Source organism: Collinsella sp. AM18-10, from assembly GCF_003471585.1.
In the GTDB taxonomy this organism is placed as follows: domain Bacteria; phylum Actinomycetota; class Coriobacteriia; order Coriobacteriales; family Coriobacteriaceae; genus Collinsella.
In genome coordinates this window covers 71601-85036 of record NZ_QRJO01000007.1, presented here as the reverse complement: position 1 = coordinate 85036, position 13436 = coordinate 71601, and the positions used below count along the sequence as shown (strand labels likewise).

Annotated in this window: 12 protein-coding genes; 4 read left to right on the top strand and 8 right to left on the bottom strand. The window is 58.4% G+C overall.

The annotated features are described in order from the left end of the window. The first annotated feature begins 269 nt into the window (after nucleotides 1–269). Complete coding sequence (locus DW211_RS06245; RefSeq protein ID WP_118259869.1) at nucleotides 270–914, top strand: GNAT family N-acetyltransferase; 645 nt, start codon at nucleotides 270–272, stop codon at nucleotides 912–914. An 82-nt stretch (nucleotides 915–996) separates the two neighbouring features. On the opposite strand, the gene DW211_RS06240 is transcribed toward DW211_RS06245, so the two are convergent. Beyond that, nucleotides 997–2547 carry an RNA-binding domain-containing protein gene (locus DW211_RS06240; RefSeq protein WP_158565379.1) on the bottom strand — a complete coding sequence of 517 codons (1551 nt, stop codon included), beginning with the start codon at nucleotides 2545–2547 and terminating at the stop codon, nucleotides 997–999. Nucleotides 2548–2739: 192 nt separating this feature from the next. Then, nucleotides 2740–3861, bottom strand: coding sequence for an agmatine deiminase (gene aguA, locus DW211_RS06235; protein WP_118259867.1), 1122 nt, complete (start codon nucleotides 3859–3861; stop codon nucleotides 2740–2742). A gap of 181 nt (nucleotides 3862–4042) precedes the next feature. On the opposite strand from aguA, the gene DW211_RS10400 reads away from it, so the two are divergent. Next, entirely contained in the window at nucleotides 4043–4837 is a 795-nt protein-coding gene (locus tag DW211_RS10400) for a LuxR C-terminal-related transcriptional regulator (protein ID WP_304999786.1), read from the top strand. Nucleotides 4838–5213: 376 nt separating this feature from the next. Here DW211_RS10400 and DW211_RS06225 read toward each other — a convergent pair whose 3' ends face one another. The 3 genes from DW211_RS06225 to DW211_RS06215 all read right to left on the bottom strand — a co-directional run bounded on the left by DW211_RS06225 (nucleotide 5214) and on the right by DW211_RS06215 (nucleotide 9619). After that, nucleotides 5214–6590 carry an MATE family efflux transporter gene (locus DW211_RS06225; protein WP_117766513.1) on the bottom strand — a complete coding sequence of 459 codons (1377 nt, stop codon included), beginning with the start codon at nucleotides 6588–6590 and terminating at the stop codon, nucleotides 5214–5216. Nucleotides 6591–6682: 92 nt separating this feature from the next. After that, on the bottom strand, nucleotides 6683–8311 hold the full coding sequence (locus DW211_RS06220) for an amidohydrolase (RefSeq protein WP_158558646.1): 1629 nt from the start codon (nucleotides 8309–8311) through the stop codon (nucleotides 6683–6685). Nucleotides 8312–8626: 315 nt separating this feature from the next. Further along, nucleotides 8627–9619 carry a helix-turn-helix transcriptional regulator gene (locus DW211_RS06215; protein WP_118259866.1) on the bottom strand — a complete coding sequence of 331 codons (993 nt, stop codon included), beginning with the start codon at nucleotides 9617–9619 and terminating at the stop codon, nucleotides 8627–8629. A gap of 125 nt (nucleotides 9620–9744) precedes the next feature. Here DW211_RS06215 and DW211_RS06210 point away from each other — a divergent pair, with 125 nt between their 5' ends. After that, a complete protein-coding gene (locus tag DW211_RS06210) occupies nucleotides 9745–9936 on the top strand; it encodes a hypothetical protein (RefSeq protein WP_118259864.1) in 192 nt (63 codons plus the stop codon). A gap of 35 nt (nucleotides 9937–9971) precedes the next feature. Here DW211_RS06210 and DW211_RS06205 read toward each other — a convergent pair whose 3' ends face one another. Further along, complete coding sequence (locus tag DW211_RS06205) at nucleotides 9972–11381, bottom strand: APC family permease (RefSeq protein WP_118259863.1); 1410 nt, start codon at nucleotides 11379–11381, stop codon at nucleotides 9972–9974. Then, nucleotides 11371–11553 carry a hypothetical protein gene (locus tag DW211_RS10035; protein WP_147357247.1) on the bottom strand — a complete coding sequence of 61 codons (183 nt, stop codon included), beginning with the start codon at nucleotides 11551–11553 and terminating at the stop codon, nucleotides 11371–11373. Before DW211_RS10035 ends, DW211_RS06205 begins: the two co-directional genes overlap by 11 nt. Nucleotides 11554–11706: 153 nt before the next feature. Between DW211_RS10035 and DW211_RS06200 the strand changes: the two genes are divergently transcribed. Next, nucleotides 11707–11925 carry a hypothetical protein gene (locus DW211_RS06200; protein ID WP_118259861.1) on the top strand — a complete coding sequence of 73 codons (219 nt, stop codon included), beginning with the start codon at nucleotides 11707–11709 and terminating at the stop codon, nucleotides 11923–11925. Here DW211_RS06200 and DW211_RS06195 read toward each other — a convergent pair. Then, nucleotides 11922–13127: an agmatine deiminase family protein gene (locus DW211_RS06195; RefSeq protein ID WP_118256603.1), complete on the bottom strand. Its 1206-nt coding sequence runs from the start codon at nucleotides 13125–13127 to the stop codon at nucleotides 11922–11924. The genes DW211_RS06200 and DW211_RS06195 overlap by 4 nt on opposite strands. Nucleotides 13128–13436 lie beyond the last annotated feature (309 nt).

Below are 13436 nucleotides of genomic sequence, written 5' to 3'. Positions count from 1 at the left end.
ATGATGGGGCGGAATGTCAATCCTGGTCTAACAGAGCCATGTTTTATGTCCTGCTCATATCGTCTCTGCCGGCAGTCTGGGACATTCCTTAAAGTAGTCGTTGGGGACGCTCTTGTTTGACTAGTCGTTTAAGAACGTCCCCAATGACTACCCAATTGCCACCTCTCCGTCCCCGAGGTATCGGCGCTCGTCTGCCGAATGGTTGATGCGGCAACGATGTCGCCATGTCACGCTCAGGGGTGGCCTGACCCAACTTGGAAGGAGCCCCCATGAGCCTTGACACCGTAACTCTGCGTGCCGCCACGCTCGATGACCTGGCCGGCATCGCCGCCATCTACAACCAGCTGTGGTGCAACACGCTGCGCAACCGAGGCGACGTCGAAGCCGCCGATTTCTGTGCGCGCTTTAACATCGCCATGCAGCTGCAGCGCTCCCCCATCGCGCTCGTTGCCGAAGCTGAAGGCCGCATCATCGCCGCTTGCTGCATCGGCATCTTCGAAGACGGCAAACCACGCACCAATCCCACGTGGGAGCCCTGCTACAACGAGATGTTCGTCCAGGCAACCGAGATGGCAAAGACCGCCGATGCCAAGCTCGAAGGCTCGCTCTTTGGCGATAGCCGCGAGAAGGCAACAGCCGACCGCTTTGCCGCCACGGGCAACGAATATGCCCAGGGCCAGCTCAACCTGATCATCATCGTGCCCGAATGGCAGGGCAAGGGGCTCGGCCGTACGCTCATCGACCTTGCGCGCGCCGAACTCGCCAAAGCCGGGTGCACCAAATTCTTCCTGATGAGCGACTGCAACTCCGACTGGCAGTTCTACGAGCACCTCAACATGAAGCGCATCTTGGAGGATCACAGCCAGGACACCGGCGACGGATTTATCGTCTACATGTACGGAAGCACGCTCTAAGTACCCCTTCAATCAAGGCGAGCCGGGAACCCGGCACTTGGCCTTTGCCCAAGATTAACCCAGGGGGCCGGACCGCCCGTCCCTAAACCTGCCCGATAGCGCGATATCTCGTCGCCCGAGCGCGCCCCTCTTTAACGAGTGCGCCTTCCTCAAGCAAACCGTTGATAACCCGCAGCGTCACGTCGCGCCCAGTTCCCAGAACGTCCGAGGCATCCTGGCGCGTAAAGCCGCGGGGCCGCTCAAGGGCAAAGCGAATCAAGGTGCGAGCGTATCCACCACGTCGCTCGTCCGAGACATCCTGTAGCATCGCGGACGCCTTGCACGCAACATCAAAGCCAAGCTCCTCCACGAGCTTGGCACGCACCTCGTGGCCGCAGTCGCCATTCATCGACACGTGCCCCTCTCGCTGCGCTCGCACGGATGCAAACGCTTGCGAAACATCGGGCGGCAGCGCCCCTTCCCGCTCGAGCTGCGCATAATCGCTGTAATCCCCACGCAAGTTGGGACCGCTATTGCCACGAGGCGTCAGATAGGAATTGCGCACGGCATTGACGTTGGGCAGCGACAACCTAAACATTGCAGGGTAGGCGCAGACCTCGGGTTCCAACCCTTCCGCCTCATAGAGCGCACGGATCCCCTTGAGGCCCGTTCCAAACGCCTCAACCATCCCCAAGCGCAAAAAGAGCAGTTGCAGCTTTGGATTCCGAGCGTCCGAGCCGCCCGCAAGCGCCTCCTCGACGCTGATGTGCTGCGGCCCTCCCGCATTGGTAAATTCAAGCGCCGTACGGCTCATCTTGATAAGAGACGCCACCGAAGATTCGTAGTCGCGATGGATAAACAGGTTCAGAATTCCCTCTCGAACAGCCTCGCGGGGATAGTCGTCCTTATCTATGCGATCGAGTCTTCCCGGCACAAAGTACATACGCGTTGCGTTCGATATATTGAGGAACCGTTCGATATCCTCTATCTGCCTGAAGATCGAGCCCTCGCCATCCTGACGGTCGATAAACTCGGTATACGCATCGTCGTTGAAGAGGCCAGCGCGGACTGCAAAGGGGTTTTGGTCAGAGACCAGCAGTGCCAAATTGGTGTAAAAGCCCAGCTCATCGATAAGGCCGAGATTCTTTTGAGAGGTTTGGTCAAACGTAATCTCCGCACGCCTAAAGACCCGCTCGGCTTCAAAAAACGTCAAGCTCTGTTCATGAGAGCGCCCGGTCTCAAAATAATCGCCGTCGGTGCGCTTGATCATCGAGCGGATCTGGGCCATCTCGATGGGCACGTTGGCAGGACCCAGGCGCCGATATACCCCGGCCGGAACAAATCCCTTCGAGCACAGGCAGTACGGCTTGTAAGGACCCGCTTCCACCTCGATTTTCACCAACGCTGCGCCATCGATGTCCAATGCGGAGACCGTCGTGATTTCAGAAACGTCGGGATACACGCCATCGGTTATTGCATTAGAGCATTGAAGCATGGTGGCATCGATATCGTCCACGCCGACGATGCTGCCAAAATCGTCGATTCCGATATACAAGGTACCGCCATTCGAATTGGCAAACGCCACCACAGCTTTGAGCAGCTTAGGGGTAAATGTGCACTTGAACTCCACGGTCTCACTTTCAACAAGCTGCATGTTACCCCCTATCATCGACTATCGACGATTCTAGACCAACTATCGACGATAAGCAAGGCCCCCCTGGTACCCTCGCTTAGACCCGAGCGCCCGCGTGCAATGCTGCCCGCCGCACGCAAAAGGGCCCACCAGCGTGTGCGCCAGCGGGCCCCAGGTCATATCGACACTACCCCGTGTGCCGTGCAACCGCCTCTACTTACAGCGCGCCTTGGGCTGCTGCTGGGTGATGCAGTGGATGTTGCCGCCGCCGTAGATAACCTCGCGAGTCATGATACCGATGACTTCACGGTCCGGATAAGCAGCCTGGATATCCTTGAGCGCCTGGGCGTCATTGGGATCGCCGAACTGCGGTACAAGCACTGCGCCGTTGATGGGCAGGAAGTTGAGGTAGCTCGGCTCGAAAGCATCCTCGGGGGTACGCGGCAGCACGCCCTCGACGGGGTCAATCGTGCTGGCTTCCTCCTCGGTCATATATACCGAGGTCGCAGGCATAATCACCTTGTGGATCTTGAGCTTGCGGCCACGGGCATCCGTCGTCTCGGAAAGCGTCTTATACGCCTCTTGGCACTCCTTGTAGAACTTATGGTTGGGATCATCGGTCCACATGCAGCAGACCTCGCCGGGCGCACTAAAGCATGCGACGTCGTCCACGTGCCCGTTGGTCTCAAACGGGTCGATGCCATCCTTGATCCAAATGACCTTCTCGATGCCCAGGTACTCGGCAAGCTTCTCCTCGATCTGCTCCTTGGTGTACTGGGGGTTGCGGTCCTCATTGAGCAGGCACATCTCGGTGGTCACCACGGTGCCCTGGCCGTCGCAGTTGAACGAGCCGCCCTCGAGGATATAATCCTCGGGACGATAGCGGTTAACCTGCTCGAGCTGTGCCACCTGCAGGCCAATGGAAGCGTCCTTGTCCCACGGGAAATACAGGCCGTCAGTGAAACCGCCGTAAGCATTAAAGTGGAAGTGCGAAAGAGCAACCTCACCATTGTCATTAACGAGGAACGCCGGGCCGGGGTCGCGAATCCAGCTGTCGTTGTACTCCATGTGGATAACGCGCACGTTCTCAACGCCGTCGAAGATCTCACACACCGCGGGGAAGTCTTCGGTGTTGACGCCCACAGTGATGGGCTGAAAACGTGCAACGGTCTTGATGATCTCAGCGAAGACCTTCTGCGCCGGCTTGGCGCCGCAGCGCCACACGTCGGAGCGGTGCGGCCACAGAATCCAGGTACGCTCCTGCTCCTCATACTCGCCGGGCATATAGAAACCGTCTTTTTTGGGCGTTGATTCGCTCTCGTAAATGGTCTTCATGTTGGCTCCTCACTTTGGGTCGAACCTGTTTGATGACACCCCCATTGTGCTGCGGCGACAACGGCGTCTCAATGGACCTTGGGTACCCATTCGGCAGCCAAAAGTCGACCGTTCACTGACCTAAAGTTCTAGTGGACCGGCACGCATGCCATACTGGCTAGATGGCACGAAAGGACTCCCCATGACACATGCGAACAACGCAGATAACCAGAACGTTGAGCTCTTTGCTCAAGATTGGACCGCTCTCAACGAATGCGCGCTGTGGACACATGAGCAGGGGTCGCTCAGCGCACTGCAGGAAGGCCTACTCAAACGCATCGCAGACGTGATTGCGCACCGTGTCTCGATGTTCGATATCGCCCAGACGGGGGCTCACGGACAAACGCAATTTGTTCGCCCCGTCGCATACGGAATGTCCGCACAGGCGCTTGATGATTATTACGAACGCTACGCCGCGTATGACTACACCATTTGGAGCTTTGACACGCGGGTGGTCGATGTATATCGCGATCTGGACCTGGTGGATGTCGAGCGCCGCAATGGCACGCCCATCTACCTGGAATGGATGCAGCCCCTGGGAATTTATTATGGCTGCACGGCCACACTGGCGCACAAGGCCACGCCGCTCGGCTCGATTACGCTGTTCCGCGCCGAGCAAGACGGCGACTTTACCGATTCGGAGCTCGAGATCCTCCGCCAGATTGCCCGGCACCTGAGCGTGCGCCTGCATCAGCTACTCCCACACGGGTATGCCGAGGGCGCAGATGAAAGCCCCGCCAGCGTGCTTGCCATCAAGGCCGCTCTGCTCCCCCGCGAAGGCGAGGTCCTCAAGTTCATGCTCACCGGCAAGACCAACCACGAGATAGCTGTTGAGCTCTATATCTCCGAGTCGACCGTCAAAAAGCACGTCAACGCCATCTACCGCAAACTCGGCGTCAAAAACCGCATGGGTCTCATGGCGCTGCTGCAGCCGTAGTGCACTCCCCCTCGGGACGGCATGGATCCACTTTGGTTTACAAACGGCGGACGAGCCAGTTGTAAATGACTTGGCCGATAACAGATGATGTTGACCAACTGTTATCGGCCAAGCGGATATCAACATGCAGCCTTTGTTTGCAGAAAAACCTGAGGCCCTAAAGGGATGAAATCTAATAAAAGGTCCTCGGTAATTACCATAATCTTGTAGTAGTGTTTTCCACAATCTTATAGTAGCCCAGTTCAGAAGCGTTATTTATAGAACCGAAATCTCGGACCCTAAATAACAATAACCACCACAATGGGAACTGTCCCCATTGTGGTGGCTTGCAGACGAGTTGACTTATTCGACTATCGCGCGCCGGCCGTGTCCGAGTCTAGAGCGTGGCAAGTCGCTTAGATTCGCGGACGGCGAGGGCGATGGAGATAAGACCAGTGATGGCGTCAGCCGCCACCAAGGCAAACCAGACACCCTGAACGCCCATCATGTTGCCAAGCAGGTACATAAGCGGCACGGAGCAGATCACGTAGCGAAGCAGACCGGTGAACGTGGCGATACCCACCTTCTCAACCGCCTGGAAGTACATCGACATGGTCATGGCAAGATAGCCCAGGGCCACGGCCAGGATAACGATGCGCGTGGCGGTGGCGGCAACCTCGACGAGCGCCGGGTCGCTACCAGCAAAAAAGGCGCAGACCGGCGTTGCGGCCACCCATAGCACAGCAGACACCGCAGCAAGCGTCACGACCTGGTACTTAAGCGTGCAAGAGAGCGTTTCCTTGAGGCGCGTCCACGCCTTGGCGCCGGCGTTGAAGGCGGCAATGGGCTGCAGGCCGTACGAGAAGCACTGGGCGACCATCATGGTTATGTAGAGGATATAGCCGTTGATCACACCAAAGGCCGCGATGTAGAGCGAACCCATGTCGCCGCCGAGCTGGCCAAGCAACGAGTTGGCAACGGTGTTGAAGATGAACGTGGCAGCTTGCACCAAAAAGAACGGGAAACCAATCTTGATGATCTGGCCGCAGATGGCCATGTCGAGTTTGAGGTCGGCGGCGCTGATCTGGAGCTGCGACTTCTTACCACCGATGAACCAGAAGATACCGATGGCCCAGATACCGATGGAAAGACCGTAGTACACGCCAGCTCCCATAACGCCAAGCTTGAGTACAAACGTGGAAAGCGCAAGCCAGCAGATAGCGACGATGGCAGACACGGTCATGAGGTTGGCCTGGATCTGAACCTTCTCGTCCACACGCATGACGGCGGTGACCATCTGACCAATGACCGTGAGCGGCAGCAGCACGGAGAAGGTGCGCACGCCGGCAACGGTATCGGCCATGATGTCGGGCGTGGCACCGAAGAATGCGCAGATGGGCTCGGTAAACACAGCCATCACCACAGCAAGCAGCACACTCACAATCGTGGTAAGCCAAAAGCCCTGGCTAAACGCCTTGCTGGCGCCCTTAATGTCGCCGGCACCCAAAAGGTTGCCCACCACGGCGGGCACGCCGGTGCCAAACAGGTTACCAAAGGCCAGGTTAATGTACTCGACCGACATGATGATCGAGACACAGGCCAGGCCGTGGGCACCCAAGCCCCAGCCCATGACAAGGCCCTCCAGGACCACCATGATGATTTGGGCAAGCATACCCTGGCCGGTGATGATGGTGTACTTGCGCACCAGGCCGGGAATCGGCTGCGAGGCAAGCTCACGCTCCTCCTCAACAGCGGCGGTTGTTTCTTCTGCCATTGTTCTCCCCTTTCCATGAGAGATTGATGAATGGATGGATGGATGGGCGGCACGCACAGGCTGTGGCACCGCCCAGCGATGCAGCAGCCCCGCTAGGCCTCGTAGACCACCTTGCCGGCAATCATCGTGAGAGACGCCGTGGCCTCGAGGACCTCAGCCGGTTCGCAGTCAAAGAGGTTGCGGTCGAGCACACAGATATCAGCCTGTTTGCCGCATGCGAGCGTACCGATGCGATCCTCGGCATGCATGGCGTAGGCGCTGCCGTAGGTGTAGGCGCGCAGGGCCTCGGCCATGGTGATGCGCTCCTGCGGGAACCACCCTTCTGGGTTGGAACCGTCCTCGAGCATGCGGAAGACTGCGCCGTACACCTCCTCCATGGGCTCCAAGCCCACAACGGGGAAGTCGCTGCCCAAGTGCACCACGGCACCGCTTGCAAGCAGGCTGTGCAGGGGCCACGAAAGCGCTGCACGCTCGGGGCCCACGGCATCGTCCTTGGCAAGGTCAGCCATATCGAGCAGCATGTGCCACGGTTGCATGCCGGGGCATATACCAAGCTCCGCGTAGCGCGGCAGATCCTCGGGCTGAACCGTCTCGTTGTGCTCCATGGAGTGGCGGCAACCCCGCTTACCATGCAAGCGCTCGCCCTCCTCAAAGCAATCAAGCACAAAACGCACCGAGCGATCGCCGATCGTATGGACGCGTGTGTCAACGCCCCATTCCTGCGCCCTGACAATGGCGGCACGGATGCGCTCTGGATCCTCCGCGGGCTCACCGCAGGTATCGGGCGCGTTGGAATAGGGTTCAAGCATCCAAGCGGTGTGGTCGGAGCACACGCCATCAAGAAACTGCTTAAAGCCGTGCCACTCGACCTGCGTACCCGAGAAGGCGTATTTCTCCTTGATCTGCTCGAGCGTTAAGGACTCGTTTTCGAACAGATCGGTGTACAGGAACACGCGCAGTGGCAAGTCGCCCTTGGCATTAAGACCTGCCAACACCGCATACGGGTTTTCCATGCTCACAAACGTAGGATTGACCATGCCGACCGTAGTGATTCCCAAGGCATTGGCGCGCCGGGCGGTTTTTGCAAACGACGCGTCAACAACCTCGGGCGCTGGGTCGTAGACCTCATCCATAAAGAAGGAGCCGGCATTGTTGGAAAACACGCCCGTCAGGTTGCCGTCGGCATCCTTAAGGATCTTGCCGCCTGTAGGATCGGCCGTCTCGGTAGTAATGCCGACTTTCTCGATAGCGCAGGTATTGGCACTAAACGTATGCATGTCGACCTGCTGCAAAAATACCGGACGGTCCGAGATGTATTTGTCAATCATCGCAGCCGTGGGCATCTCGGGGATATCCCACTGGAACTGAATGATTTGGCAGCCCAGAATCCACTCATTATCGGGATGGGCGTTCGCAAACGCCACGACACGCTCCATCGCCATCTCAAAACTGGTGCAATCGATAAGGTTGACGGCAAAATCGGGGTCGGTCATAAACGCACCCTGAGCAAAATGCGTGTGCGAGTCAATCAGGCCAGGCATAACGAGCTGATCGCCAAAGTCGCGCACCTCAGTATCGGGGCCGATAAACGGCGCCAAGTGGGCATCGTCACCGCAGGCAACGATCTTATCGCCACGCACGGCAACGCCGCCCTTAAACGGTTCGAGCCCATCGCCGGTAAAAACGGTGTTGCTCTTGATAACTACATCAGCCTTGTCCATGTGAGCCTCCTCAGGCATCTTTGGTTGCAACGCGGACGCACCGCCCGCGTGGGCACTCGGTTGGGAGCGTAGCGCTCCCGCATCGGCGCATGCCTACAAGCTGTGCTCGGACGTCTGTCCCACGTCCGCGGCTTCGCGCTACACCCATTGATACACAGGGGCAAATCCGTGCCAAGGCCAGGAATCGCAAACGGTCAGTTTAAGCAGGTTTACACGCTTTACCTGCAGGTTTATTGTCTGGGATTATTACCGCGTCATTACGCCCAACGGCGTGCCCGCCCACACGGCAAGACCCGCATGCAAGGAAGAATAGGACTAGGAACGCCAAAAGGCATCTATGAGGTCATCTCGGTTGGAGACACCGCTTTTAACGTAGATGCGATGCAAGTGCGCCTTGACAGTGCCAGGGCTGATGACCAACTCGCTGGCGATGTTTTGGGCGTCGTTGCCCTTCAGCACCAGCGTGAGCACCTCCTGCTCGCGCCGCGACAGCTTATGGGCATCGGCAAAGATCACAACGCGTGATGCTAGATCGTCCCCAGAGCGTGCGCTCTCGGCCGCCACGTCCTCATCGGCACGCGGATGACGGGCATACACGCGCAGGATATGGCTAAACTGGCAAAAGAGTTGGACCGCGCATGCCACGAGCAGCACGTTTTCGGAGATATTGCGCTCGGACAGATACCACAAAAAGAGGCTGATGACGGGGTTTTGAGAGTCGGGGCGGCAGAGCAAAATCATGTAGGTGTCCTCGGCGATTACGCAAAACGCAAGAACGAGTGCCACCTTCCAAAAGAGCTTTGAGCGGTCGAGGTCGAGTTTCTCAACACGCGTGGCCCTGTGCCGGTAATGCCAGGCGGCATAGGCAAGACATCCTACATTGCCCAGGTCACGCGTGAGCCAAAAGAGATACTGCTGCATCTCTCCGGCAGCACCGCTGCGAGGCACCAGCACCAATTGCAAGATTGAAAACGGCACGATAGCAAGTCCGAGCATGCGCGACGTCGGCCTTTTGCGCAAGCGCGCAAACATCCACAGTACCACGCAGGCATAGATGGCAATACCGAGCACGCAGCGCAGCAAGGGGTGCTGCAACGGCTCGCTAAAGGTAACAGCGTAGTCGTATTTGAGCCGATTGTACTCGTCAAAAAAAATGACCGACATATCGAGCATGTAGAGCAAAAAGCCCGCCGCGGCCACCAGGCTGTCGCGACGGCGCGTCATGAGCCAAACCACCAATGCCACGGCACTGGTCACCAGAGCCACACCCATGATAATTGTGGTGTAGATATAGAATGCGAAGCTCATGTCCCCCCCTGTTCAGATGCTGTGAGGATGTTGACAGATTCTTTGCCGCAAGATTAGACTCACCGATTAAACGTACTGTATCGTTTAGATAAACAAGCTGTGTCTCACCGATGAAAGGAGATGCCATGACACCGATCGCTCCGCTCAAGATGCTCGTCGCGCCCGCCGCCAAGGCCATCACCCGACTCGGTTCTTCCATGACCTACGACGATGTCCCCTGCGCCGTTGAGGCGCGTTCGGACAGCTGCCCCTACCTGGGCCACGTTCCCTACTTTGCGCCTAAGCTCGCTTCTGATCCCGAGCACTGCGAGCAGTAATCCAAGACACAGCAAGCGCTGCGCAACTCGCGGCGCTACTGTTTTGGTGCAAAGAAACCTGATTCCCTTGCACCAACGCCGGGATTGTCGACGCTGCGGCCGCGGCGCGATATGAGGCGCGAAACCTCGCCCAATAACAGGCCAATCACTACGCCCGCGAGAATCGGCAACTTTGCCATCTCGGCAGGTGAGCTGTTGAGCGGCACAATCGTAGCAACAATCGAAAGCACGAGCTCTACCACCGGCACCGCAAGCGCTACCGCAAGCACCTTGCCCTCGAAGGGCGCGCGGAACACACGCGGGCGGCCGTCGTATTTACGCAGGCGCCAAAACGCCGGGAACATCGGGATATAGCTCATGAGCAGAAAGACGACGTTCATCGAGAAGAAGACCCAAAAGACGTCGGAACCTTCGCCCAGCGGAATCTGAAGTAGCAGCACCAAGCTGGCAAAACAACCGTTAATGAGTGCCGAGCCATTGGGCATGCCGGTCCTCTTGGACACCAACGCAAAGGGGCGCGGCATGTTGCCATGGCGCGCGGCATAGCTCGCCACATTGTTGACGCCAAAACTCCAGCAGATCATGTTGGCGAACAGCGTCACCAAAAAGGCCACGCCCACGACCATAGTCAGCGGGTGAGCGCGCCCCACCATGGCGGCGACCGCGTCCACAATGCCCGAATCGAGCGAAAGCTGCTCGGTGGGAACCGCAGCCCCAATGCCGATGCCGCAAATGATGTAAATTGCCGCAATGGCAACGCCACCGGCGATAACCGCCTTGGGGATATCGCGCGACGGGTTTTTCATCGTGCTGGCAAAGGTCGCGACCACTTCGAAGCCCATAAAGTTGAATAGGATGATCGATAGGTACGTCAACGAATTGGTGTCGCCCAGATCTGGAATGAAGGTCTTAAACGACATGTCGTTGGCAAAGCCGTTATTGCAGGCAAACCAGATGCCGACGATTCCCACCACGGCGGTAATGAGCACCTTGATGACGGCACCGCCGTCCATGACCCAATCGGCCTCGGCCACCGGGTGCATCGCCATAACCGTGACGCCCCACACAAAGGCAAGCTCGATGGCAATTCGGATCCCGAGTGAAAACTCGATACCCCACACCGCATTAATGACACTGGGGAACATGCAGGCGATACTTGCCACCCACAGCGGAAAGTTGACCCAGTAGCACCAGGAGCAGCGGGCACCCCAACGGTCACCCAAGCCCAGACGTACCCAGTCGTACAGGCCGCCCTCGGAATCGAACGCCGTGCCCAGCTCGGCCACCACCAGGCCATAGGGAAGCAAAAACGTAATGATAAGGAAGATCCACCAGAAGAACTGCACGTTACCCATGGCAGATGCCGGAGCCGCCGCCTCAATGGTAAACACGACGCAGATAACCGAGAGGATGACCTCGAACAGGGAGAACTTTTTACCTGCCACGGCACGCTCCCCCTACAGCAAAAAGGATGGCATCTGTACCGAAGGCGCAGCCCAAGGTAGGGTTGCAGGCCGCGTCACCGGTACAGGTGCCATCCCAAAGAGAGGAGAGGATGCAGATGTTGGACCAACGCTCGCGGAACAGGCGCGTGTAGATGACGATACGCTGGTACATAGATACTCCGATCAAAACGGCCGCGTTCGCGACCGGGAACTTTCGGCAATTGAAGACGCGTCTGACCTGGGAAATTCAAGCGAACAATTGGCCTAACCCGCAAAAAATCCCAGGCCAGACGCGTATTCAATCAAAGAAAAAAGGCACTCCGATGTGGAGGCAACGGAGTGCCCAAAGAAAACCCAACCGACCAAGACATCGGGCAAGCCGACCATCAATGCCCCAAGATGGTTCGATTCGCCGATTGTCCGATTGATCGGCTGGGTTTTCGAGGTGCCCCAGGTCGCCGCGAAAGAGGAGCGAAGCGTACTTTGGTACGCGAGCGACGGTTTGAGCGGCGAGATGGGGCGCCTCGGAAAGTCAGACGATTAAGCGGACGGCTCCTGCTGGGTAATGCAGTGGATGTTGCCGCCACCGAAGACGACCTGCTCGGACTGGACGCCGACGCACTTGTAGACGCCCTCGCCCCAGACCTCGTCATAGATCTTCTGGAGCGTGTCGACGGCCAGCTGGTCGTTCTCGTCGCCGTACTGCGGGACGATGACGCCGTGGTTGGTGACCAGGTAGTTCATGTAGGACGCGATCAGCGGCTCGTCGGGGACGCGCGGCTCGGCGTTCTCGTCGGCGTCGATGGTGTCGCAGGAGGCCTGGTCCATGAACAGCGGGTTCACGGGCATGCAGAGCTTGTAGACCTTCATCTTGCGGCCCTTGGCGTCAACGGCGTTGGAGAGGGTCTCGTAGGCAGCGTGGCACTGCTCGTAGAACGGATACTCGGGATCGTCGGTCCAGATGCAGGCCATGACGCCCGGGGCGATGAACGTGGCGACGTCGTCGATGTGGCCGTTGGTCTCCTCGGGGTCGATGCCCTCCTTGACCCAGATGACCTTCTCGACGCCCAGGTAATCCTTGAGGTGCTCGTCCATGTAGGCGCGGAGCTCCTCGCTCCAGGGCTCGAACTTCTTCTTGAACTTGGGCCAGATGGACTCGGGATCCTCTTCCTCCTCGAGCACCGCAGAGCAGGTGCGGCCCGGGGAAAGCAGGCACTGGTCGGTCACGACAAGGGTGCCCTCGCCGTCGACGGTGATGGAGCCGCCCTCGAGAATCATGTCATCGGGACGATAGCGACGGCAGCCGGAGAGCTCAGCCATCTTAAGGGCGATCTGCTCGTCCTTGTCCCACGGGAAATAGAGGCCATCGACGAGACCGCCGTAGGCGTTGAAGTGCCAGTGGTTGGCACGCTTCTCGCCCTTGCCGTTGATGACGTAGGTGGCGGCAGTGTCGCGGAACCAAGCGTCGTCGGTGGTCATCTCGATAACGGTGACGTTCTCGTCGTTCTCGAAGACGGCCTTGCAGTTGGCATAGTCGACCTGGTTGGCGCACATATAGACCGGGGTGAACTCGGAGATGGCGCGGGCGATGGCGGCATACTGCTTCTGAGCAGGCTTGGCGCCGTGGGCCCAGGTGTCGGTGCGGTGGGGCCAGCCCATCCACACGCGATCCTGCGGGGCGAACTCGGCGGGCATAAAGAAGCCGTCGGCCTTGGGGGTGGACTCGGACTCGGTGATCGTACGCATAAGATTTCCTCCAAATCGAACGATCGTTTGCCGCGGGCGGATTACCCGCAGCCTAAAACCAAGAGATGGTAGGCGCCCGTTCCCCGGCAAAGGTCGGGGCGCCCGGCGCCGGTTTTCACGGAATCGCACCGGCAAGCGACGACGTAACCCGGTGCGCGGAGACAAAACGCACGAAGGATACGAAAGAGAGAGGTTGGGGCGGGCGGTGGTTACCGGAGCTATCGCTCGCACCCGCCCCAGGAAATAGTGAGCAAATTTGTCGCTTGGGCACGTCTCCGAAGAGGCTAAAGTGCCCGGAGTCGGGAGCGA